26 protein-coding genes and 1 tRNA gene are annotated in these 23,670 nt (G+C 41.3%); 23 read left to right on the forward strand and 4 right to left on the reverse strand.

The features are described 5' to 3' along the window. The first annotated feature begins 12 nt into the window (after positions 1–12). The 5 genes from HMPREF0556_RS02585 to HMPREF0556_RS02605 all read left to right on the forward strand — a co-directional run bounded on the left by HMPREF0556_RS02585 (position 13) and on the right by HMPREF0556_RS02605 (position 3,480). A complete protein-coding gene (locus HMPREF0556_RS02585; RefSeq protein WP_040486405.1) occupies positions 13–690 on the forward strand; it encodes a uracil-DNA glycosylase in 678 nt (225 codons plus the stop codon). A gap of 317 nt (positions 691–1,007) precedes the next feature. Next, complete coding sequence (locus tag HMPREF0556_RS02590) at positions 1,008–1,292, forward strand: DUF3130 family protein (protein ID WP_003755207.1); 285 nt, start codon at positions 1,008–1,010, stop codon at positions 1,290–1,292. 97 nt (positions 1,293–1,389) lie between these two features. Continuing rightward, positions 1,390–1,674 carry a hypothetical protein gene (locus HMPREF0556_RS02595; protein WP_003755209.1) on the forward strand — a complete coding sequence of 95 codons (285 nt, stop codon included), beginning with the start codon at positions 1,390–1,392 and terminating at the stop codon, positions 1,672–1,674. Further along, positions 1,661–3,073, forward strand: coding sequence for a T7SS effector LXG polymorphic toxin (locus HMPREF0556_RS02600; protein WP_003755211.1), 1,413 nt, complete (start codon positions 1,661–1,663; stop codon positions 3,071–3,073). The genes HMPREF0556_RS02595 and HMPREF0556_RS02600 overlap by 14 nt, the downstream gene beginning before the upstream one ends. A gap of 11 nt (positions 3,074–3,084) precedes the next feature. Next, positions 3,085–3,480, forward strand: coding sequence for a hypothetical protein (locus HMPREF0556_RS02605; protein ID WP_003755212.1), 396 nt, complete (start codon positions 3,085–3,087; stop codon positions 3,478–3,480). A gap of 365 nt (positions 3,481–3,845) precedes the next feature. Here the strand turns inward: HMPREF0556_RS02605 and rnhC are convergent, their stop codons facing one another. Then, positions 3,846–4,760 carry a ribonuclease HIII gene (gene rnhC / locus HMPREF0556_RS02610; RefSeq protein ID WP_040486406.1) on the reverse strand — a complete coding sequence of 305 codons (915 nt, stop codon included), beginning with the start codon at positions 4,758–4,760 and terminating at the stop codon, positions 3,846–3,848. A gap of 156 nt (positions 4,761–4,916) precedes the next feature. Between rnhC and zapA the strand changes: the two genes are divergently transcribed. The 7 genes from zapA to HMPREF0556_RS02645 all read left to right on the forward strand — a co-directional run bounded on the left by zapA (position 4,917) and on the right by HMPREF0556_RS02645 (position 13,590). Further along, complete coding sequence (zapA, locus tag HMPREF0556_RS02615) at positions 4,917–5,180, forward strand: cell division protein ZapA (protein ID WP_003755217.1); 264 nt, start codon at positions 4,917–4,919, stop codon at positions 5,178–5,180. Between the two features lie 3 nt (positions 5,181–5,183). Continuing rightward, a complete protein-coding gene (locus tag HMPREF0556_RS02620) occupies positions 5,184–5,726 on the forward strand; it encodes a CvpA family protein (protein WP_003755218.1) in 543 nt (180 codons plus the stop codon). An 85-nt stretch (positions 5,727–5,811) separates the two neighbouring features. After that, complete coding sequence (gene polX / locus HMPREF0556_RS02625; protein WP_003755222.1) at positions 5,812–7,524, forward strand: DNA polymerase/3'-5' exonuclease PolX; 1,713 nt, start codon at positions 5,812–5,814, stop codon at positions 7,522–7,524. A 14-nt stretch (positions 7,525–7,538) separates the two neighbouring features. Next, positions 7,539–9,896, forward strand: a complete 2,358-nt coding sequence (locus HMPREF0556_RS02630; RefSeq protein ID WP_003755224.1) for an endonuclease MutS2 — start codon at positions 7,539–7,541, stop codon at positions 9,894–9,896. A gap of 76 nt (positions 9,897–9,972) precedes the next feature. After that, entirely contained in the window at positions 9,973–10,284 is a 312-nt protein-coding gene (trxA, locus tag HMPREF0556_RS02635) for a thioredoxin (protein WP_003755226.1), read from the forward strand. A 182-nt stretch (positions 10,285–10,466) separates the two neighbouring features. Continuing rightward, a complete protein-coding gene (gene uvrC, locus HMPREF0556_RS02640; RefSeq protein WP_036106426.1) occupies positions 10,467–12,263 on the forward strand; it encodes an excinuclease ABC subunit UvrC in 1,797 nt (598 codons plus the stop codon). A gap of 112 nt (positions 12,264–12,375) precedes the next feature. Beyond that, complete coding sequence (locus tag HMPREF0556_RS02645) at positions 12,376–13,590, forward strand: aspartate kinase (protein ID WP_003755229.1); 1,215 nt, start codon at positions 12,376–12,378, stop codon at positions 13,588–13,590. Between the two features lie 45 nt (positions 13,591–13,635). Here the strand turns inward: HMPREF0556_RS02645 and HMPREF0556_RS02650 are convergent, their stop codons facing one another. Next, positions 13,636–14,097 (reverse strand): YslB family protein, encoded by a 462-nt coding sequence (locus tag HMPREF0556_RS02650; RefSeq protein ID WP_003755231.1) that lies wholly within the window; start codon positions 14,095–14,097, stop codon positions 13,636–13,638. 213 nt (positions 14,098–14,310) lie between these two features. Between HMPREF0556_RS02650 and racE the strand changes: the two genes are divergently transcribed. The 6 genes from racE to HMPREF0556_RS02680 all read left to right on the forward strand — a co-directional run bounded on the left by racE (position 14,311) and on the right by HMPREF0556_RS02680 (position 18,292). After that, positions 14,311–15,123, forward strand: a complete 813-nt coding sequence (gene racE, locus HMPREF0556_RS02655) for a glutamate racemase (RefSeq protein ID WP_003755234.1) — start codon at positions 14,311–14,313, stop codon at positions 15,121–15,123. Next, on the forward strand, positions 15,120–15,866 hold the full coding sequence (gene rph / locus HMPREF0556_RS02660) for a ribonuclease PH (protein WP_003755237.1): 747 nt from the start codon (positions 15,120–15,122) through the stop codon (positions 15,864–15,866). The genes racE and rph overlap by 4 nt, the downstream gene beginning before the upstream one ends. A gap of 3 nt (positions 15,867–15,869) precedes the next feature. Then, positions 15,870–16,475, forward strand: a complete 606-nt coding sequence (locus HMPREF0556_RS02665; protein ID WP_003755238.1) for an XTP/dITP diphosphatase — start codon at positions 15,870–15,872, stop codon at positions 16,473–16,475. Between the two features lie 15 nt (positions 16,476–16,490). Then, on the forward strand, positions 16,491–17,012 hold the full coding sequence (locus HMPREF0556_RS02670; protein WP_003755240.1) for a metallophosphoesterase: 522 nt from the start codon (positions 16,491–16,493) through the stop codon (positions 17,010–17,012). A 105-nt stretch (positions 17,013–17,117) separates the two neighbouring features. Next, positions 17,118–17,191 (forward strand) — tRNA-Arg (locus HMPREF0556_RS02675). 561 nt (positions 17,192–17,752) lie between these two features. After that, positions 17,753–18,292: a hypothetical protein gene (locus tag HMPREF0556_RS02680; RefSeq protein WP_003755242.1), complete on the forward strand. Its 540-nt coding sequence runs from the start codon at positions 17,753–17,755 to the stop codon at positions 18,290–18,292. 87 nt (positions 18,293–18,379) lie between these two features. Here the strand turns inward: HMPREF0556_RS02680 and HMPREF0556_RS02685 are convergent, their stop codons facing one another. Beyond that, entirely contained in the window at positions 18,380–19,006 is a 627-nt protein-coding gene (locus tag HMPREF0556_RS02685) for a nitroreductase family protein (protein ID WP_036106433.1), read from the reverse strand. A 111-nt stretch (positions 19,007–19,117) separates the two neighbouring features. On the opposite strand from HMPREF0556_RS02685, the gene HMPREF0556_RS02690 reads away from it, so the two are divergent. Then, the gene (locus HMPREF0556_RS02690; protein ID WP_003755244.1) at positions 19,118–19,483 is read left to right on the forward strand and encodes a winged helix-turn-helix transcriptional regulator; all 366 of its coding nucleotides are present in this window, start codon (positions 19,118–19,120) and stop codon (positions 19,481–19,483) included. 324 nt (positions 19,484–19,807) lie between these two features. Here the strand turns inward: HMPREF0556_RS02690 and HMPREF0556_RS02695 are convergent, their stop codons facing one another. Further along, positions 19,808–20,173, reverse strand: a complete 366-nt coding sequence (locus HMPREF0556_RS02695; protein WP_040486407.1) for a TM2 domain-containing protein — start codon at positions 20,171–20,173, stop codon at positions 19,808–19,810. A gap of 322 nt (positions 20,174–20,495) precedes the next feature. On the opposite strand from HMPREF0556_RS02695, the gene HMPREF0556_RS02700 reads away from it, so the two are divergent. The 4 genes from HMPREF0556_RS02700 to HMPREF0556_RS02715 all read left to right on the forward strand — a co-directional run bounded on the left by HMPREF0556_RS02700 (position 20,496) and on the right by HMPREF0556_RS02715 (position 23,663). Then, the gene (locus tag HMPREF0556_RS02700) at positions 20,496–21,110 is read left to right on the forward strand and encodes a flavin reductase family protein (RefSeq protein ID WP_003755247.1); all 615 of its coding nucleotides are present in this window, start codon (positions 20,496–20,498) and stop codon (positions 21,108–21,110) included. Positions 21,111–21,513: 403 nt separating this feature from the next. Continuing rightward, complete coding sequence (locus HMPREF0556_RS02705) at positions 21,514–22,182, forward strand: Wzz/FepE/Etk N-terminal domain-containing protein (RefSeq protein ID WP_003755249.1); 669 nt, start codon at positions 21,514–21,516, stop codon at positions 22,180–22,182. 15 nt (positions 22,183–22,197) lie between these two features. Further along, positions 22,198–22,899 carry a polysaccharide biosynthesis tyrosine autokinase gene (locus HMPREF0556_RS02710; RefSeq protein WP_003755252.1) on the forward strand — a complete coding sequence of 234 codons (702 nt, stop codon included), beginning with the start codon at positions 22,198–22,200 and terminating at the stop codon, positions 22,897–22,899. After that, a complete protein-coding gene (locus HMPREF0556_RS02715; protein WP_003755253.1) occupies positions 22,896–23,663 on the forward strand; it encodes a tyrosine-protein phosphatase in 768 nt (255 codons plus the stop codon). Before HMPREF0556_RS02710 ends, HMPREF0556_RS02715 begins: the two co-directional genes overlap by 4 nt. Positions 23,664–23,670 lie beyond the last annotated feature (7 nt).

Genomic DNA, 23,670 nt, shown 5'->3' on the forward strand with positions numbered 1-23,670 from the left:
GGAGTGACACCATTGGTAAATATAGGCAATGACTGGGATGACGTTTTAGCAGAAGAGTTTGAAAAAGAATATTATCAAGAACTGCGTCAATTTTTGAAATATGAATACGGAACTAAAACGATCTATCCTGATATGTACGATATTTTCAATGCACTGAAATACACCGCCTATAAAGATGTGAAAGTGGTTATTTTGGGGCAAGATCCTTATCATGGCCCAAATCAAGCACATGGTCTGTCTTTTTCTGTGCAAAAAGGAATCCCAACACCACCATCACTACAGAATATCTATAAAGAGCTTCGTGACGATCTGACCTGCGTCATTCCCGATAATGGCTATCTCGTTCCTTGGGCAGAACAAGGTGTACTCATGCTGAACACCGTTTTGACCGTGCGAGCAGGACAAGCGAATTCACATCGGCACAAAGGCTGGGAAACATTCACCAACCGGATCATCGAACTTTTAAATGAAAAGGAAGGGCCAGTTGTTTATCTGCTGTGGGGGAATAATGCGAAGGAAAAACAAGCTTTTTTGACAAACGAGCAGCAGTATATCCTCACATCGGTTCATCCAAGCCCACTATCAGCACATCGCGGATTTTTAGGCTGCAGGCATTTTTCAAGAGCAAATGCGTTCCTCGTGCAGCATGGCGAACAAGCGATCGATTGGCAGATCCCGAATATTCATTAAGCAAACTGAAAGGAACTGCAGGAACACCAAGGAGATGTAGGCAGATGAGAGCCACAAAGAAATCGAAACTTTAAAAAACAGCGTGATAAGAGAGGCTTTGTGGATAACTTAAAGTAGTCACTTCAGTTTTTAATCTATACAGGATTTAGGAGTATCTATATATAGATACTCCTAAATCCTGTATTAAGTTGATATATGTAACGAATTTTGCTTGATTTCTCCATAAACTGTTCGTATTTTGTTCAAACCTCGTTCGTACTTTCTTATGCTAAACTTAAAATGATTGCAGCAAGCATACATAGAGAGGAGCCAACGAGATGCGAGAGATCCAAGTATCCGAACAAAAATTCCAGCAACATGCCGCGAGGCTCGGTGAAGCAAGTCACGCCGTGCGGTATCGGCTGAAAGGAAATAATCTAGCCTATTCGAGAGCCAACTCAACGAATCATTTACGCACCGCCATCTTCGACTTTATCAGCGTCGTTGATGACCTCCAGCAGTTAGGACAAAAAGACGCCCAGCGACTCAAAAAAATCGGGATTGCTTATGCGAAGCACGATCAAATGACCGGGCAAAAAATCGGTCAGCTGGAGGTGCGCTGATCTGGATACGACAAGCCAAAAATTAGAGGAACGTGTCTTCCAAAAACGCAAGGAGATCCAGAAAGCAGAAGCCGAAATCGAACAGCTCAAAGAAACCATGCGAGCGGAAGAATGGCTGGAACAAGATCTCCGGCAGCTGGAACGAGCAGAACAAGAAGTCCTAGAAATACTTCGCCAGAGCTGGCAGGGAAGCAAGGCAAATGGTTTTCATCATTATATCGAAGACGTGCAGCTAGAAGAATCACGGGCATGGAAAAAAGGTTTTGCGCAGCGCCAGATGAATTTAGAACAAGCATGTTCTGAGCAAACGAAGTCGCTTTTTCACTTAGAAAACCAACAACAAGACTTACAGAGGGAGTGGACATCCTATGAGTCGCATTGACATTGCCGAAGTAACCGCTTTTCATCGGGATCTCCAGCAAATGAACCGAGAGGCACGAAGCGCTATCCAAAAGATGGAACAAGCAGCCATGAACTATGCCCAGGATAATTCCCTAAAAGGGCAAGCCGTCACGACATCGAAACACTATTTTGCAGAAAGCTACCGAACGATCTGCGATACCGTGATCGGGGTCATGAACGAAAGTGACCACTTACTGGCACGCTACATCCAAGATTTTCACAGCCAAGTGGATCCATCGCCAAATGCCAAGATCGATGCCGAAATGTTGCAGGAAGCTATGGCCAAAATACGAACGATCGAGCGGAAAAAAGAACACTTGCAACAATCGCTATCCGGATCAACGGCCGGTCTGCATGAAGGGCAGATGCAGCTGTTCCGCATGCAAATGGCCGCAGCTGTCAAACAAGAAAAGATCTTAGAAAAGTACATCCACTTTGAACAGTCCCACGGCAATTTCTTTTCTACGATCGAAGAACTGGTCCATCGAGCCGGAAAAGCAGTTCGCCAGCTGCTTCGGGAATCGACGTTTAACGAAAAAACTGGCGCGATCCATTTACCGACTGGATATGGAAGATCGTTGAAGGATTTGAAAAAATCGTTAGCCAAAGCGCGTGGGATCGACCCGAAAATGGAGAAGAAACTCAAGGGCTACACCGTTTATGCGGTCGTCGTTCCTGGCGCAAAAGACAAAGCGACGGTTACCTGGTTTATAGAAAAAGATGGCGTAGTCGTCAGGGAAGCAGAACTACAAAACTATCTGGAACATGCCGGCAAATACTTAGATCCAAGCGATTATTACGTGATCCCGTATGAAGTATTAACGAAAAAAATCAATGATTCATGGAAACAAGGAATTGATTACTTGAGTGGCAAGGAGTATTCCGGGCTGATAAAAGGCACTGTTTCCGCATCGGCCTATGCGGAGGACTGGGTAGAACGTTTTAATAAGAGCGAATTCGGGCAAGCTGTGTTAGGATTGGGATTGAGCATGGCAGCGATTCTGTATCGGCCGGTTGTTAAGAAAGTTAGTGGACTTAAATTTAGCGATGTAGAAAAATTAGAAAACCATTTTACAAAACATGGAGGAGAATTTAAAGGAGCATATTCTAATGTAGATGAATATCTTAAAGGTGCAAATGACGTAATTAAAAATGGTGAAAAAGTGCAATATAACTATCCATTGAAGGATGGAACAACAGAGTTGAGAACTGGCTATGTGAAGTTTATGGGGAATACTAGTAAAGGAAAAGCAAAATTTGAATTTGTTGGAACTAACTTATCAGGAGATATTACAACTTACCATGTGAAACGAGGAGAGGATATTTATAAATTATTGAATGGCAGCAAGCATATAAATGTAATAAATCCGTTAGAATAGGGGAATTGCAAATGAAATATGAAGCAAAAATAATTTCAGAAAATCCTGATATTGAAGAAGAATTAAAAATTAAAATAAAAGATATTGAGCTTTTATGTTTTGTTGAAGAATACAGGTGTTCAGTAGAGGTCGGACAAGAGTATATTGTTGATTTAGAGATAGTCGTTTTTGATGATTTAGATATTGAGAAAAGTACTGTACAGGCTAGAGAGATGACTCAACAAGCAGATAGTTTTGCATACTGTATCAGAGGTGTTTTTAACCCATCTAATAAAAAAATAGATTCTGGGATAGATATTGATTTAGCAGATGAAGATATTTCTGGTTTTTGGTATTTGGAAAATCAATTTGTTGAATTAAATATTGATAGATTCAATATAGACATTATAGAAAAAGTAAATAAATAAAAGGCACTCTGTAACTTGGTGCCAACTAGGAAATAGAGCCTTGCATTAGTCAGAATCACTAATTAATCAAGACTTATCAAAAAATGCAAGTTTACCAGTAAAAAGAATTTTAGAAGCTTTTTTACAGCAAAATAAATAAATAAAGCACTCCACTTCTAAGCTGAAATTGATAAAGCTGAACTTTGAATTAGTCAACAAGAACTACTTAACCAAGTTGCCAATAGCTAACAAAAACAAGCTTGCTCAAAGTCAATAAACCAGATACAAAAAAGGCAGGAAATCCATTCTTAGACGGATATATCCTGCCTTTTTGTATCTTTTATATGGCTTGAGATCAGCACTACATAGTATTTAAGTTGATTGCTTCAAACCAAGCGTTTCGCTTTCTCCGTATTTGCAAAATGAAGTTTTGCGATCTGAGAAAGTTTTTCGGAACCGAAACGGCGAATGATCTCTGCGGCTTCGGCATCGACTTTTGCTCCGGCACCTTTTGTAAGGGGGAGGCCTACTTGTTGCTGGATCTCTTCAAAGGCTTTGACAAAACGATAGCGGGCGATGATCGAAGCAGCTGCAACGGCAAGATGATGGCCTTCTGCTTTGGTCGCGAAATAGACATTTTCACGCATGATCGAAGGCTCGTTTGCTAGATAACGATAATAGACGCCTTTTTCAGCGAATTGATCGATCAATATCGCATCGGGATGGAGGGGAGCTAGTTTTTTGAGTACATTTTCGATCGCGCGGTTATGCAAGATCGCTTTCATTTTCCCTTGGTTCATCCCGCTTTGCTGTAGTGCATTATATTTTCCGTTTGGACAGATCAAGACACTATGTGGAACAAATGGAATGATTTTTTCTGCGACTGTTAAGATCTCAGGGTCGCGCATGTCTTTAGAATCACGTACGCCTAAAGCAGTAAGCTGCGGCATCATCTCGCTACTTACATATGCAGCACAAACGGTGATTGGACCGAAATAATCGCCGGTACCAACTTCATCGGAGCCAACCACGTTCTTTTGTGCAAAATTAACCGGCAGACCAGCGATCGTTGGTTTGGCTTTTGAGGCTGTCGTATTTGCAGTTCCCCATTTTGCTGCTTCTTTTTCCGCTAGATTACCTTGGAACATGACTTTTCCCGATTTATAAGCGGTAATAGTGATCCCGTTTTTCTTTGCGGCGAAAACAGCACCATTCGGCAGTTTTGGCAGTAAAAAGCTTTGATAATAAGTGTGCAGTTCCCCGAGTTTTTCTTTGCTGACAGTGATAACTTGTGTAGCGATAACAATCTCCCTCTCTTTTTCTTTTTATTCTATCATATTTTCTAAGTCTTAAGATGTAAAAATTGCTGGATAAATTGTAAGTCCTTTCTTTTCGAGGGTAAACATGATAAGATATGTTACGAGAGTAGGGCAATTGAAGGAGAGCGGGGGAAGACAATGGCGGAGAATGACAAGTCAAAAATCGTAACGAAGATTTACGGAAGAGAATACACCATCGTTGGAGAAGAAACGACCGATCACTTACATCTAGTAGCAAGAACAGTAGATGAAAAAATGCGCGAGATAAGTGCACATAACCAAGCCCTCGACAGCGGCCGCTTAGCAGTTTTGACCGCAGTGAATGCAACACATGATCTACTAAAATTAGAAGAAAAATATCGTGAGCTAGAGCGTGAAATGGCTCAGCTAAAAGGAAGATAGTACATGATTTTAAATGCAATAATTTTAATTCTCATCATCAGTAATTTCTTCAAGGGATTCTATGTTGGGTTCATTAGACAATTGATCACATTAATTGGTTACATCTTGGCAATCGTCGTTGCCTCGATGTATTATGACAAACTGGCGCCATATCTGAACTTCATTCCACATCCAAACTTTGATACGACAAGCAATGCCACAGCGTTTCTCGATGCGCTTCAAAATGAGGCTGTCTATTATAACGTATTGGCATTTATCATCATTTTTATTGCCGCAACGATCATCGTGCATATGATCGCTTCGCTTTCCCGAGGCATCACGAATTTACCTGTCTTGCGTCAGATCAACGGATTGTTGGGAGCTGTTCTTGGAGCAGTAACATCTTATATTTATATCTTTGTGCTGCTTTATTTCGCAGCATTGTTCCCAATTCATTGGCTGATGGAAGCAATCAATGATTCAAGCGTTGCGCAGTGGATGATGCAGAACACACCGATCCTATCTGAGCAGTTTGTAGATTGGGTAACAAAAGTATTGACCAATTAAACGATAAAATGAACCCAGATGTATCTTGTACCCTTTGAGGTGTGCAAAGGTACATCTGGTGTTTTTATAAAGTGAGGTTTTTAAAGTGGCAACAACGAAAAAAGAAGTGATCCAGTTACTCGAAAAAATCGCCGTCTACATGGAATTAAAAGGAGAGAATCCGTTCAAGATCAGTGCTTTTCGCAAAGCGGCGCAGTCTTTGGAAATGGACGACCGCAGCTTATCTGAAATCGATGAATTCACCAAACTACCTGGCATCGGTGAACGAACAGGCGAGATCATCACCACATTTGTAGAAACAGGCGAAAGCCCGGAATTAGAACAACTGCAAAAAGAGGTTCCAAAAGGATTGATCCCACTATTAGATGTTCAGGGCTTAGGCGGGAAAAAACTTTCTCGGCTCTATAAAGAATTGGGAATCACGGATAAGGATTCTTTATTAAAAGAAGCAGAAAACGGCAAAATCGCAGCCTTGAAAGGATTTGGCCAAAAATCTGTGGATAAGATGGTGGAAGCAGTCCGCGAGATTGGAACTAGGCCTGAACGCTATCCGATTTACGATGCACTGAAAATCGCTGATCAAATCGAGGCTTATTTGGATACGATCCCAGCCATTGAGACCTATTCTGAAGCCGGCAGTTTGCGCCGTTTGAGAGAAACCGTCAAAGATCTTGATTTCGTGATCGGAACGACAGATGTGGAAAAAGTAAAAACAGCATTGCTCGAATTTCCGCTGATCCAAGAAGTGACGAATGACGGCAATACAAAAGTGTCTGTGGAGCTGAAAGACGAGATCGAGATCGCTGTTGATTTCAGGTTGGTAAGCCCAGAAGACTTCCCTACTACGCTGCATCATTTCACTGGCTCGAAAGATCATAATATCAAAATGCGTCAGCTAGCCAAAGAACAAGACGAAAAAATCAGCGAGTACGGCGTCGAAAATAAAGCGGGGAAAAATCTGCATTTTAAAAACGAATCTGCTTTTTACGATCACTTTAGTCTGCCATATTTACCACCGGAAGTGCGTAAAGACGGCCAAGAAATTGAGCGGATCAAAAGGCAGTCGACTTTTATTGAAGAAAAAGATATTCGTGGTGACCTGCACATGCACACGACTTGGTCTGACGGCGCATATTCCTTGCCAGAAATGATCGAGGCTTGCATAGCAAAGAAATATGAGTATATGGTCATCACCGATCACGGTGGTTTTCTGAAAGTCGCCAACGGTCTGGAAAAAGAACGTTTACTGGATCAGGTACAAAAAATAACCACGCTGAAAAAGGAATATCCCGAGATCGATATTTATGCAGGAGTGGAAATGGATATCTTACCAGATGGCACACTCGACTTTGAAGATGATGTCTTGAAAGAATTAGATTTCGTCATCGCGTCGATTCATTCCAGTTTCTCACAAACAGAAGCACAAATCATGAAACGGCTGGAAACGGCCTGCAAAAATCCGTATGTTCGGTTGATCGCTCATCCGACAGGACGTATCATTGGCAAGCGTCCCGGCTACCAAGTGAATATGGAAAAACTGATCCAACTAGCGTCAGAAACAGGGACAGCACTGGAATTGAATGCTAATCCACAGCGGCTCGACTTGGCTGCGGCACATTTAGAAGCAGCTAAAGCAGCTGGTGTGAAGATCGCGATCAATACAGATGCCCATGACAAAAAACATTTGGACTTTATGAAGATCGGCGTTCGCGCGGCTAAAAAAGGGTGGCTGGAGCAAGGGGATATCCTAAACAGCATGACCAAGCAAGCCTTTCGCCAGTTTATCCAGAATAAATAAAAAGAGGAATCAATATGGAAAAAAAAGTAGAAAAAATATTAGAATTTCATAAAATAAAAGAACAGCTGGTGGAATATGCTACTTCAAGCTTAGGTGCGCAAGTAATTCGTGAATTGGCGCCAAGCAGCGAGTATGACAAAGTCCGTCAAGCTTTACTAGAAACAGAAGAAGGTGCGAAAATCTTTCGCCTAAAAGGAACAGCTCCGATCGAAGGCGTCAATGATATCGGTTCTTCTTTGAAGCGTCTAGAGATCGGCGGCGATCTGAACGGCGTAGAACTTTATCAAATCGGCAGTAATCTCAGAGTCAGCCGGCTGATGAAGCATTTTATCGAGGACATGACAGAACAAGGAATCGATATCCCGCTATTTGACACAAGCGCCGAGGAACTCGAGCTGTTTCCTGAATTAGAAGAAACGATTTCCTTGACCGTAGATGAAAGCGGAGCAATTCTCGACTCAGCAAGCGAAACACTTCGCGGGATCAGAAGCGGCATGCGACGTGCTGAGTCACGCGTCCGCGAAAAATTGGAAGAGCTACTTCGTAATTCCAATACAAGCAAAATGCTGAGCGATGCGATCATTACCATTCGGAATGACCGTTTCGTTATCCCCGTCAAACAAGAATATAAAAATCATTTCGGCGGTATTGTCCACGATCAATCGGCTTCCGGTCAGACGCTGTTTATGGAACCGGCCCGTGTCGTTGAACTGAATAATGAACGCCGTAGTCTAAAAGTACGTGAAAAACAAGAAATCGATCGAATCCTAGCAGAAGTTTCAGCTGTAGTGGCCGAATGGACGCCTGCGATCCATCACAACACCTACTTGCTTGGCCGTTTTGATTTTATATTTGCCAAAGCAAAATATGGTAAATCGATCCGCGCAGTCACACCACAGTTAAATACGGAAAAGAAAATCAAACTTATCAAAGCCAGGCACCCGCTTTTACCGGCAGAAACCGTAGTGGCCAATGATATCTATCTAGGCGAAGATTTTTCCGCGATCGTGATCACCGGTCCGAATACAGGTGGTAAAACGATCACACTTAAAACATTAGGTCTGCTGACATTAATGGCACAGGCCGGACTGCAGATCCCGGCAGAAGAAGAATCAGTGGTTAGTGTTTTTGATGCCGTCTTTGCCGACATTGGTGACGAACAATCAATCGAACAGAATCTCAGTACCTTCTCTTCACATATGACAAATATCGTCAGTATCTTAGAAAAAACCAATGACCGTTCTCTTGTCCTGTTCGATGAATTGGGTGCTGGTACCGATCCACAAGAAGGCGCTGCGCTGGCGATCGCGATTTTAGATGCCGTCCATGATTCAGGCGCAAGTGTCGTTGCTACGACCCATTATCCGGAACTAAAAGCATATGGCTATAATCGCCCTTTCGCAACAAACGCTTCCGTCGAATTTAATGTTGAAACACTAAGTCCGACTTATCGATTATTGATTGGGGTACCAGGTAGAAGTAACGCCTTTGATATTTCCAGCCGGCTGGGATTACGAGAGGAAGTCATTCAAAACGCTCGCAACCTGATCGATACCGAAAGTGCTGATTTGAACGACATGATCTCCAGCTTAGAAGAAAAACGTAACCAAGCAGAAAAAGAATATGAAGCAGCTTATCAAATCGCTCGCGATGCAGAGAAACTGCAGAAAGATTTGCAAAAAGAAATCATCCAGTACCACAATCAGAAAGAGAATTTAGTAGAAAAAGCAAATAAAGAAGCAGCTGCGATCATTGAAAAAGCTGAAACAGAAGCAGAAGCCGTGATGCATGATCTACGGCAAATGCAGCTTAGTGGGGCACAAACGATCAAAGAGCACGAATTGATCGATGCTCGAACGCGTCTAAGTCAGGCAAAACCAAAAACGATCTCGAAACAGCCTGTACCGGAACATGTCGTTCAAGTCCATGTATTCGCTCCAGGTGACAATGTCCGTGTGCTTTCCCTCGGTCAAAAAGGCGTGCTGCTCGATCAGACGGGCAAAAAGGAATGGAACGTACAGATCGGGATCATCAAAATGAAGATCAAAGAGAAAGACCTTGAATACATCAAGCCTGAAAAAGAAACCACAAAACGAATGATCACCAACGTACGCGGCAATGAAGCTGCTGTCAAAACAGAACTCGATCTGCGTGGCGTTCGTTATGAAGATGCACTTCAGCAAGTCGATAAATACATTGACGAAGCTTTACTCGCAGGTTATCATCAAGTGTCGATCATTCACGGTAAAGGAACCGGGGCGCTTCGTAATGGCGTGACCGAATTTCTGAAACACCACCGACTCGTCAAATCGATTCGTTTCGGAGCGGCAGCAGAAGGCGGCAACGGAGTGACGATCGCTGAACTCAAATGACAATGAGCAAAAAAATAGCAGCCCCTAATAAAGGGTGTTATACTGACGTTACAGATTGAAAGAGGAGTTGAGCAAAATGGTACAAGCAATTACAGATGCAAATTTTGCAGATGAAACAAAAGATGGTTTAGTATTAGTTGATTTCTGGGCAACATGGTGCGGACCTTGTCGCATGGTAGCTCCAGTTTTAGAAGAAATAGCAGAAGAACGCGGCGATGCACTTAAAATCGTGAAAATCGATGTGGATGAAAATCCAAAAACATCCGAAGCATTTAAAGTAATGAGTATCCCTACTTTATTGATCAAAAAAGACAATGAAGTCGTTGATACTGTTATTGGCTACCGTCCAAAAGAAGAATTGGACGAAGTAATCAACCAATATCTATAAAAAAGCGATTTTATGCATAGGCAGCTTGCCGGCCGAGGGAAGAACCAAAATTGCCTCTTGCTTTCCACTTTTGTATTTTATTGATACAATTTAAAGGAAAGTAAGTGACTTTGGTTCATCAATCGAGCTGGTAAGCTGTTTTTTTGAGCGAAGATCCTTCTTATATAAAAGGAGTGGAGCAGGTGTATTCCAAGAAAATCCAAGACAAACTCGCATTGCTTCCTGATCAACCTGGCTGTTATCTCATGAAGGATGATCAAGGAACGATCATTTATGTGGGGAAAGCAAAAGTTCTGAAAAACCGAGTCCGTTCATATTTCACCGGGACTCATGATGGTAAAACACAACGATTGGTACAAGAAATTGCCGATTTTGAATATATCGTCACCTCTTCCAACGTCGAAGCCTTGTTACTTGAGATCAATCTGATCAAGAAACACGATCCGCGCTTCAATATTCGGTTGAAAGATGACAAAACGTATCCGTTTATCAAGATCACAAACGAACGCCATCCGCGGCTGATCATTACCAGGCAAGTAAAAAAAGATAAAGGAAAATACTTTGGCCCGTATCCGAATGTCTATGCGGCAAACGAAGTGAAAAAAATCCTTGACCGTCTTTATCCACTGCGGAAATGCAATACGCTGCCAAATAAAGTCTGCCTTTACTATCACCTAGGCCAATGTCTGGCGCCTTGCGTTTTTGAGGTCGATGAAGCGAAATATCGTCAGATGGAAGACGAGATCGTTTCCTTCTTAAACGGTGGATACAAAAAGGTAAAACAAGAATTGAACACCAAAATGGCACAAGCCGCAGAGAACATGGAATTTGAAAAAGCAGGCGAATATCGCGATCAAATAAATGCGATCGAAACAACGATGGAGAAACAAAAAATGACTGTGACCGATTTTGTCGACCGAGATGTTTTCGGTTATGCGATCGATAAAGGCTGGATGTGTGTCCAAGTATTCTTTATTCGTCAAGGGAAATTGATCGAACGCGAAGCCTCACAATTTCCGTTCTATAATGATGCAGATGAAGATTTTCTTACCTTTATCGGTCAATTTTATCAAAAGGCAAACCACATCCCGCCGAAAGAAATTTATCTTCCAGATGACGTAGACGATGAGGCCATCCAAGCCGTCGTTCCCGAAACAAAAGTTTTGGTACCGAAACGCGGCAATAAAAAAGAATTAGTAAAACTAGCATATAAAAATGCCAAAATCGCCTTGAATGAAAAATTCTCGCTGTTGGAACGAAATGAAGAGCGAACGGTCGGCGCCGTAGAACGATTAGGCGAAGCAATGGGAATCCCTACTCCAAGCCGGATCGAAGCCTTTGATAATTCCAATATCCAAGGAACTGATCCCGTTTCGGCAATGGTCACCTTTATTGACGGGAAACCGAGCAAAAACGACTATCGTAAATACAAAATCAAGACCGTTGCTGGACCCGATGATTACGGTACCATGCGCGAAGTCGTACGCCGGAGATATTGGCGCGTGCTTAAAGAAGGACTCCCACTGCCTGATCTGATTCTGATCGATGGTGGGAAAGGGCAAATCGAAAGTGCTCGCGATATTCTAGTCAATGAACTCGGACTCGATATTCCTGTAGCTGGATTAGCCAAGGATGACCGCCACCGGACGAGTCAGTTGCTGTTTGGCGAACCGCTCGAGATCATCCCGCTCGAACGTAACAGCGAGTCATTCTATCTGCTGCAACGGATCCAAGATGAAGTCCATCGTTTTGCGATCACATTCCATCGCCAGCTACGAAGCAAAAGTGGCTTCCAATCCGTACTAGATGGCATTCCCGGCGTTGGTCCCGGTAGAAAGAAAACCCTGTTACAGCACTTTGGCTCAATGAAAAAAATCAAAGCAGCCAGCGTGGAAGAACTAAAAGCAGCGGGCGTGCCACAAGCAGTGGCTGAAGCAGTCAAAGCCAAAGTCGATTCGCTGAATAAGAAAAGTGAATGAAAAAGGAGTCCGAAACGGCGGACTTCTTTTTTGAAAGGAAAGATTTTTCTTTTCAAGCAGAGACGGATACGCTAAAATAGCTATAACTAGAGGAATCGGAGGGGAAAAAGTCTTGGGAATCGTAGTATTAAAATTTGGCGGTACTTCCGTCAGCACCGTAGAAAAAATAGCCAAAACAGCAGAACAGGCTATTTTTGAAAAAGAAAAAGGCAATCAAGTCGTCGTTGTCGTTTCCGCAATGGGAAAATCGACCGATCGATTAGTCGCCATGGCAAATGAAATCGCAGAATACCCCGATAAACGTGAAATGGATATGCTTTTGACCACTGGAGAACAAGTGACCATATCTTTACTGGCAATGACATTAAAAGCGCGTCAGCAGCCTGCTATCTCGTTTACAGGCTGGCAAGCAGGAATCGAAACAGAGACCGTACATAGCAATGCCCGCATTGCAGATATCGATACGACCAATATCCAAGCAGCTTTAGATCGTGGCGAGATCGTTATCGTCGCCGGCTTTCAAGGCGTAACTGCAGATGGAGCGATCACGACATTAGGCAGAGGTGGATCCGATACGACAGCAGTGGCACTCGCTGCGGCTTTAAAAGCAGAAAAATGTGCGATCGGAACCGACGTGACTGGCGTTTACACCGCTGATCCTCGTTATGTTCCTGATGCGAAACAACTACCAGCCCTTACTTATGACGAAATGCTGGAACTAGCACATTTAGGCGCCGGAGTCTTGCATCCGCGTGCTGTAGAATATGCGAAAAATTTCGGTATCCCGCTAGAAGTGCGGGCAAGCCACGAACAAAAAGCAGGAACGATGATTGAGGAGGTCAACAAATTGGAAAATACAAAAGCGGTAACAGGAGTTGCCTTTGAAGATAAGATCACACGCGTGACGATCCATTGGCCGACCAAAGAAGAGATGCGGGTCTCTAAAGTATTCACGACACTCGCAGCACAAAACATCGATGTCGACATTATTATCCAAGGTATTACCGGTCTTGGCAGCGGCAATTTGTCCTTTACGATCCAAACCGACGCATTGCTTGATACATTAGCTGTTTTGAATGACAATAAAGAACTGCTTCAATTTGGGAAACTAGAATCCGAGCAGCAACTGGCAAAAGTATCGATCGTGGGCTCCGGAATGGTCTCCAATCCAGGTGTAGCAGCGCGCATGTTCGAGGCTCTGACAGAAAAAGAGATCCCGATCAAAATGATCAGCACCTCAGAAATCAAAGTCTCAACAGTTGTGCCTGAAAAACAAATGGTAAATGCAGCTAAAATCCTGCATCAAACCTTTGAATTAGATAAATAAAAAAACAGCACCAAACACATGTATAATGTTTGGTGCTGTTTTCGCTTATTCAGAAGCCACGATTTCTTTGCGGTCCCATTTGACTACGATCTTTGCCTGACGCTTGCGGATATCCAGCTCATCGTAACTCTCTGTATAGAGGTTGCGCTGTAATTGTAGCTGTTCCGCAATAAACCCTGCTTCCAGCTTGAAAGTAGGTTCATTTTCGACTTCATAGCGATGATTCACGAATTCGCCCGTCAGCAATAACTGCAGCTCTTCTTTTTTCTCTTTGATGATCGATAAGTCGCCCCATGATGCTTTTTGAAAAAAAGCTGCGATCGCATCAAAGTCTTCTAATGGATATTTGCGGGCCATGCTTTTTCCTGCCCAGTATAGAATATGTCCTGCCTCATCACCTAAAAGTTCTGGGATCAGCTCATCGCGCAGCAGTTCTAGTCCAAAGCTAGGAACGAGTAAAGACTGTTCATGTTGTTCGGTCGTTTCCTTCGGCGTTTCTTCTGTCATTTCGTATACCTCGCTTTCTTTGTTTTATTATAACCAAAAATGACCAGAATTAAAAATACAAATCGCAAAAATTTAGAAAACCTTAATTTTATGATAAAAGGCTTGCGAAAATCACTAAAAAATAAGAAAATAGATAGGTATAGAAAAAATTAGCAAGAATAAACAAACTAGATAGTCAGCAAAGCTACTAAAACAAGAAATAGAGGCGATACTGTGAAACAAGCAATTGGTTTTATAGATTCTGGTGTAGGCGGTTTGACAGTAGTGAAGGAAGTTTTAAAACAATTACCTCATGAACAAATTTATTATTTAGGGGACACGGCGAGATGTCCATATGGCCCCAGAAAACCAGAAGAAGTATTGAAATTCACAAGAGAAATGTCCCACTTTTTGATTGACCGAGGTATCAAAATGTTAGTCATTGCCTGCAATACGGCAACAGCAGCAGCTCTAGTACAAATCAGAGCAGAACTGGATATTCCTGTTATTGGCGTTATTCAACCGGGATCCAGGGCAGCTTTAAAAGAATCAAGAAATAATAAGATCGCCGTACTGGGAACGATCGGAACGGTAAAAAGCGAAGCCTATCCGAAAGCATTGAAACGCCTGAATCATCAAGTCGAAGTCGATTCGCTGGCATGTCCGAAATTCGTTTCTGTCGTAGAATCCGGCGAATATAAAAGTGCGATCGCGAAAAAAGTGGTAGCAGAATCTCTATTGCCACTAAAAAATACAACGATCGATACCGTTATATTAGGATGTACCCATTATCCGCTTTTAAAACCGATCATCGAGAATTTTTTGGGTGCTGATGTAGCAGTCATCAATTCCGGTGAAGAAACTGCCAGCGAAGTGAGTGCACTGCTCGATTATCATGGATTATTGGACAGTGGCGGCGATACGATCAAACATCGTTTTTTCACAACCGGTTCCACATCGATTTTTAAAAACTTAGCAGAAGATTGGCTCGGCATGCAAGACATGCATATCGAGCACATCAAATTAGGAGAAGGAGGGAAACAATGAGACATGACGGCCGTAATAAAGGGGAACTGCGTAAAATAGAACTTATCAAAGATTATTTGATCCATCCCGAAGGTTCTGTATTGATATCAACGGGGGATACAAAAGTGATCTGTTCCGCCAGCATTGAAGAAAAAGTACCGCCATTCATGCGCGGCGAAGGCAAAGGTTGGATATCCGCAGAATACGCCATGCTGCCACGAGCGACAACGACTCGAAATATCCGCGAATCATCAAAAGGCAAAGTGGGCGGTAGGACGATGGAGATCCAACGCTTGATCGGCAGGGCACTCCGCGCAGTCGTGGACTTAGATGCCCTCGGTGAACGGACGATCTGGATCGATTGCGATGTCATCCAAGCAGATGGTGGCACCCGCACTGCATCGATCACTGGAGCATTCGTAGCACTTGCTTTGGCAATCGAAAAACTGTACCAAACAGTACCATTAGCCAAGTTTCCGATCAAAGATTTCCTTGCCGCAACTAGCGTTGGTATCCTTGAAAATGAAGGAGCAGTCTTGGACTTGAATTACATCGAAGACAGCGCTGCCGAAGTCGACATGAATATTGTGATGACCGGCGCAGGTCAATTTGTAGAGTTACAAGGAACCGGAGAAGAAGCTACTTTTTCTGAAACAGACTTACAAGAGCTGATCACGCTTGGGAAAAAAGGGATCCAAGCATTAAATATCATGCAGCAGGAAATATTAGGAGCAGCACTGACAGCGAAAATAAAGGGGGAATAAGACATGAAAACACTCGTGATCGCCACAGCTAACAAGGGAAAAGCCCAAGAATTCCAAGCACTTTTTGCCGATTATCCCGTGACTATCAAAACGTTGCTGGATTTTCCGGAAATCGGTGAAATCGAAGAAACAGGGACCACCTTTGCAGAAAATGCAGCTTTAAAAGCAGAAACCGTCGCAAATTTACTGAATATCCCAGTACTTGCCGATGACTCCGGCCTGATCGTTGATTACTTAGACGGAGCACCAGGTGTCTACTCCGCCCGATATGCCGGCGATGGACATGACGATAAAAAAAATAACAAAAAACTGCTGAAAAATTTAACCGGCGTACCTTATGAGCAGCGAACAGCAAGGTTTCATTGCACATTAGCCATTGCAGTACCACAGCAACAAACGATTTTCTACAGTGGAGAAGTGTCAGGATACATAACAGAAGAAGAGCGAGGCGCAAGCGGTTTTGGCTATGACCCGTTATTCTATCTGCCAAACTATCAGAAGACCATGGCAGAAATCGCTGCCTCCGAAAAAAATAAAATCAGCCATCGAGCAAATGCCTTAGCCAAATTAGCTAAAGATATCGACATACTGATCCAGAAAATCGACTAAAGGGAGCGAAAAATAGTGAAATTGTTAGTAGTGAGCGACAGCCATAGCGAACGAGATTGTTTGATCCATTTAAAAGAAAAATACCAAGGTAACGTCGACGCCATGATCCACTGCGGCGACTCCGAATTAGAAGCAGATGACCCTGCTATGCAAGGCTTCATTACCGTACGCGGCAACTGCGACTTTGGCTCAGGATACCCCAATGAATGGGTAGGCGATGTGGATGGATACCGTATTTTTACCACTCACGGCCATCTGTATAATATTAAAATGACATTGATGAACCTGCGCTATCGAGCACGGGAAGTAAATGCAGATTTTGTATTCTTCGGTCATTCCCACGAATTAGGTGTAGACATTTTGGACGATACCATCATTCTGAATCCCGGCAGTATTTCCTTACCAAGAGGCCGCATTAGAGAAAAAACATACGCCCTGATCGACGCAAATGATGAAGGCACCTTAGTTCGCTTCATGAGTGAAGACGATCAAGAACTAAGCGACCTTACACAGCTTTTCCCCGCTTTTAAGAAGTAATTGTATAAATATACAAATTGTGTCGACAAAAAGCTAAAAAAAGATTGACAAACAAGCGAAATAAACATAAAATGGTATTTGGCTGCGATAATTGCAAGCCAATCTGTCCTGATAGCTCAGCTGGATAGAGCAACGGCCTTCTAAGCCGTCGGTCGCAGGTTCGAATCCTGCTCAGGACATTGAAAAACCCGCTGGTATAAGCGGGTTTTTATTGTTTTATTAAGTCCAAACGATTAATTGTTTTCTTCTTTTGAGACTTAAGGGTAGAAAAGGGTCTGAAAACTTTTCTGCGACTTGTTTATCCACTTTTTTAGAGCATGAGAGTAAATGTCCGTAGTTGTATTATATTTTTCATGGCCGAGACGAGCTTATATTACTTTTGCATTTATTTTGTTTATGAACCTTTCGTATTCCAAAGAGAGGCGATGTGCCAATTCTACAGTTCCACAGTAAGCGTTGTGGCCCCCTTCTGTTATACTGTAGCGTTTTTATTGATTATTACTCGAGAAAATGTCCGGGATTCGCCATTCCTAAATGTAGAATGTTATTATAACAGCTACTTATTCATTCGAGTTTAAATGAACTTAATTCATGTATCTCTCCTTCTCTTATCACTCCCAGACATTTTTTTGACACAAAAAGTTCGAAAAAACGACATAAAACGTTCGTGTGCTTTCATGATAAAATGACGGAGGAAAACGTATCTTTATTTTATTAATATTAATAACGGAGTTGAGAGTATGAAAAAGTTTTTAATTGCTCTATTAAGTAGTGTGATAATTATCAGTATGCTTGGAGCATGTACTAATTCGAATAGTAGCGAAGCACCTAAGCAAGTGGATAAAAAATCTCCAGATAAAGCGGAAAAAACGCAAATGTATGTCATGGATTGGAAAGATACATGGAAAGGTCTATCTTCTGAAATCAAACATGTCACGGTGGTCAAAAATGGTAAGGTTAAGGGCAAAGACATTGATGTAGTAGGTCTGAAATTAGACTTAGTGAACAAAACGGAAAAAGATTTTACCATCGGATTAGGTAAAGCAAAACTTATCGTGGATGGCAAAGTGTATAAATTATCAAAAGAAAACAGCCGGAATATGGGCGAGAAATTTCCTAAGAAAAATAAAAAGAATGTATTACTTGTCTACCAACTCCCAAAAAAAGAAGCACCTAAAAAATATAACAAGATTACGCTGAAATGGGATGTGAAAAAGGCAGGGGTTACGGATAAAAAAGTATATAAACCAACACTAGAGCTAACTAAAACAGCAGAATAAGCAAAAAAAAGCAGTAGAGCCTACTGCTTTTTTTTATTTAGAATCACCACAATGCTTAATAAATCCAAGTGTGCTTTTTGTAACTTATCATTTCACTTCATCAACAAAGACAATTTCTTCCACAGGATGTCTTACTGTCGTGTGCCCTTCTTTCACACCCTTTCCAACACTTAACAGCATGATATCCTCATAATACTCAGGAATATTCAACAATTCAAAAAGCGCCGTCTTATCATAACCTGACATGGTAATGGTCTGATATCCGCGCTCGTTTAAAAGCAGAACTAACGTCATAGCGGCTAGACTACCGTCGCGAACCAATTCTTTGATCTGATCTTCATGAGACATATCTTGATAATAAGCAACAGCTGCGTTGGTTAAATAATTTTTGATTTCTTGTGTGATATAGTTCTTTTTAAAAGCTTCCTCTTGAATAATACGAATATTTTCCGTTTCAAAGGCACGATAGTCGCCTAAAACCAAGATTAGGTAACTGGATGTTTCCACCTGTTCCTGATTATTCGCAGCCACTTTGATTTTTGAGCGGAGGGCTTTATTTTCAATTATTAAGTAACGCGTACTCTGAATATTATTCCCATTTGGAGATTTAGCCGCCAGTTCGATAGAATCAAGTATTTCCTTTTTCTCAATGATATAGTTTGGATCATAATGTCTTACAGATTTCCTGTTTAAAATAATAGATTGTAAACTCATTTTGAGACCTCCATTTCCTTTTTCTGCTATAATCATAGTAACTTGAACATGAAAAATTGAAAATACTGCACTTTCTTGTCACTAGGTTACCTGAAAGTAAGGGAGGATATAATGGGTAAAATAAATACGGGGTTTGATGTGGTTCAAAATATGATAAGTGGGAAATGGAAAAGTATTATTCTTTATCAATTGGGAGCGGGGAAAAAGCGCACGAAAGATTTACTTCGAATTTGTGAAGGTGTTTCTCACAAAGTATTGAACGAACAGCTAAAACAGCTGCAGCAAGATGGCTTGATTCAACGTACGGTTTATGCCGAAGAAGTTCCGATCAAAGTTGAATATGCACTAACAGATTATGGACGATCTTTTTTACCTTTGCTAAAAGAAATGTGTGACACTGGCGATCAGCATCTCCAAAAACAAGGAGTAACCGCATATAATAATAGCGTGTGTGAGGAATATACATCAGAATCATAAGCTATTAGGTTTTCGGAATTACTGGACGTTATAGAATTTTCAGCAGATGACAATCGAGAAGATGATCAAATGAAGTTGAATGAAAGATGTTGGTATGACAGTAGAACTACTAATTTCACATGGTATACCTTAAATTTATCTCGAAACATCCTTTAGTTAGTAAAATTTCATTAATGGGACTGATTTTCTTTATTTACTGCGAATGGTATGCTTGTTTATTAAAATACGAAAACATTAATAACCATTCTTTATAATATAAACGAGCCAGTTCCAAAGAAACTAACTCGTTCTGCTTTTTTTCTTGGCGTAAAAAGCTTTGTAGTCTTACGATTCAGAAACAGGCTCAGCTTGAAAATTACGCTTCATTTTTATTTGTTGAATAATTTCAATTTCCAATTTTTGATTGTTCTTTTTTTCAATAGAGGGGATTAAAAATAAATCGACAAGTAACCAAATCCCAACGACTAAAAGGAAAATAACTCCGACATATAAAGCAATGGTCACCCAACCAATTATAGTCAGGATTAGCTGAGTTACAGCTGTACCGACTTTTCCTAAATAGAATCTATGAATCCCTAAACTGCCTAAAAATATCAAAAGTACGTAAGCCAGACCTACGCTTTTTTTCCTTTTTTGAATCTCTGAGTTGACTAGCATTTGTTCTTCATTTGTTAAATCGTAGTTAATCATTTCTTTCTCTCCCTTTTGCATAATATCAGTGTTTAACGATTAACGCTAAAATATTTTATAACAAAATAAAAATGCGATTTTAGCATTAATAAAGAAGCACTAAATTAGATTATAATATATTTTTTTAAAAAATGACACAAAAAATAACGGAAAATAAAAGAATGATGACCATTTCTAGTTAAAGTTATAAAATACTATAAAAATTTTTGATTATAAGGCTTCTGCCATGAGAATAGTAACAATTCTTACTAGGCTAACTCCTTCACTCCACCCCCTCAATCTGCTATCATAAAACAAAAACCAAAAGAAAGAAGGCAATCGAATGCATGCATTTTCCCCAGAAGATATGACTTCTAAAGCTTGGAGCAAGCTAATAAAGGGTTCGATCATCCCACGCCCGATCGCTTGGATCACCACTCAAAATAAAGATAATGTCATCAACGCTGCTCCATTCAGCTATTTCAATATATTTACACCGACGATCCTAGCGGTATCGATTCAATATGACCCAACCCAGCGCAAGGATACTGCGCGCAATCTTATAGATAGAAAAGAAGCGGTTGTTCATATTCCTGATAAAGCATTGCTTGCCCAAATGGATCAGACTTCTTCGCCGCTACCGTCAAATGAAAGTGAGATCGAGTTGGCAGGGCTGCATATCGTTGCCAGTGATTTGGTTCAGCCGCCCGGGATCCAAGAAGCGAAAGTCCGGATCGAAACGAAGCTGGAAGCGCATATTCCATTGACGGTAAAAGACTCAGATGCCATTGAAACGGAATTATTCTTGCTGCGGATCGTTAAGGCGCACCTTGCTGCAGATATCTATGATGTGACAACTGGTTATGTGGACAGTGAAAAATTGGATCCAGTTGCACGACTTGGAGGACCTGATTATAGCATTATTGATAAAATAAAAGATTTCAAACGAAACTTTTGATAAAGCTCCCTTAGCGATTTGCTAGGGGAGTTTTTTGAAGTAAGTACGTCTATGAAAAATTTTACATATCTTTTTTAACGAATTTTGTGTTTCTGGTGTTTACATATTCACAAAAAGAGGTAGAGAACAAAGGATTGCCTAACCAAAAATAAAAGAGGTGGTTATTCACGGATCTAGTAAACTTTATAAAACACATTTACTCCAAGAAATTTGCTTACCTTATCATTTCAAAGACGGGTGATTTCATTCCATACATATACATAGCCTCACTTTACGCCCGAAAAAATTGTAAGTATTATTTTCTCATCAAGTGCAGCCGCATGATGATAGCAAGAAGTATTACCTAATTTAAAAAGGAAAATTCTGGTCGGAAAGGAGTTTTCCAAAAAACGGGAGGTTGGACATGGGAGATGTAGTAGATTTGAGCAAAGTGTTAAAAGTTTTGAAGCAAAATCTTAAATGGATCGTGATTATACCTGTAGTATTTTTAATTATCGCCATGGCGCTCACGTATTTTTTCATGACGCCAAAATATGCTTCTTCTACACAGATATTGGTGAACAAAAAGGAATCCAATAGCCAATTCATGGCCCAAGAAGTGCAATCCAATTTGCAATTAGTAAATACCTATGCGGAAATCATTAAAAGCCCACGCATTTTAGAAAGCGTTTCCAAGAATCTTGATCGTGAATTTTCTAGTTCGGAAATATTAAGTATGTTGACTGTCAATAATCAATCACAGTCGCAGATTTTAAATATCAGTGTTAGGAGCAATAGCAGGGCTACGTCTAAAAAAGTGGCAAATGAGGTAGCGAAGGTATTTAGTAAAGATATTAAAAAAATAATGAATGTCGACAACGTATCTATTCTATCAAAAGCGGATGTCAAGGCCGTGCAAGTTTCGCCTAAACCGCTTGTAAATGCTGGGATCGGTATTTTTTTAGGCCTGATTGTGGCACTTTTGTTTATCTTTTTGAAACAGGTACTGGATAAAAGTCTCAAAACAGAAGAAGATGTGGCTGAAATTCTTGATCTACCAGTATTGGGAATCATTCAAGATTTCAGAAAATAGGGGGCGCGATTTGAGATGAAAAAGAAAGAAACCGGAATGAGAAGAGGACTGTCGCTCATCGCTCACAATAAACCAAAGTCGATCGTCAGCGAAAAGTTCAGAGGTATACGAACAAATATCATGTTTTCAACGGCGGATAGTGAAGTGAAGACGGTAGTTGTGACATCGGAAAAGCCGTCGTCAGGAAAGTCGACTATTTCGGCTAATTTAGCGATCACTTACGCACAAGCAGGCTTCAAAACATTGCTGATCGACGGGGACATGCGGAAACCGACGCAGCATTATCAATTTAATAAAAGTAATATAGAAGGCTTATCCAAACTTATTATCAAAAAAAGTGATTTTGAAAAATCGATTCTTGATACAGGGATAGACAACTTGCACTTGCTGACATCAGGACCAATCCCCCCATATCCATCGGAGTTGATTGGTTCTGTTAATTTTTCGCTTATTTTTGAGGAATTGCAGAAAGAATATGATTTTATTGTGGTCGACACACCTCCTGTCAATACGGTGACAGATGCGCAGCTTTTTGCTGAACTGGCAAAGCATGTGGTGTATGTGGTCGATGCGAAAAAAAGCCATCGTGATGATGTGAAAAAAGGAAAAGAATTGTTAGAAAAAGCCGGAGCAAAGATTCTTGGGGTGGTTCTCAATAAAGCGACACCGGAAAAGGCGTCTAGTTATTATTATTACTATGGCGATGATAAAAAATGATCGATATCCACAATCATTTACTTGTCGGCATAGATGACGGGCCAAGATCGAAAGCGGAGATGATCGCACTTGTCAAACAGGCAAAATCGGAAGGTATCACGGGGATCGTTGTCACACCGCATCACTTGCATCCACGTTACTCCAATGTTTTTCCACAGATAGAGGCGATGCTTACGGAATTGAAGAGAGACGATTCGATCCAGAAACTCGGCGTGGCGTTATATCCGGGTCAGGAGGTCCGAATTACCGATACGATCTTAACCGATATTGAGAGTGGTGATATAAAGGGGATCAACCATTCGAAATATCTGCTGATCGAATTGCCTACAAATGAGGTGCCAGCGTTCACGAAACAATTGCTGTATGAAATCCAAACACGGGGATTTATCCCTATCATTGTTCACCCAGAACGGAACCGGGCAATTGCAAAAGATGTTGACTTGCTATTTGAATTGATTAGCGTGGGGGCTTTAAGTCAGCTCACATCTGCTTCGTTAGCTGGGATCTCGGGGAAAAATATCCAGCAACTCTCGATTCTGATCATGGATCTTAATTTGGCGCATTTTATAGCTTCAGATGCCCATCATGCAGAACGGCGGCCATTTTTGATGCAATCGCTTTTTAAAGAGAAAAAGCTGCAGGGAAGACAGCAGATGATGGAAGAAATGATAGAGAATGGCAAAAGGCTCATTGAAAATAAGGAAATCAATAAAGAAATACCACTTCAAAAAAAAGAGAAGAAAAAGTTTTTCGGCTTATTTTAGAAACTAA

This window comes from Listeria grayi DSM 20601 (assembly GCF_000148995.1).
GTDB lineage: Bacteria > Bacillota > Bacilli > Lactobacillales > Listeriaceae > Listeria > Listeria grayi.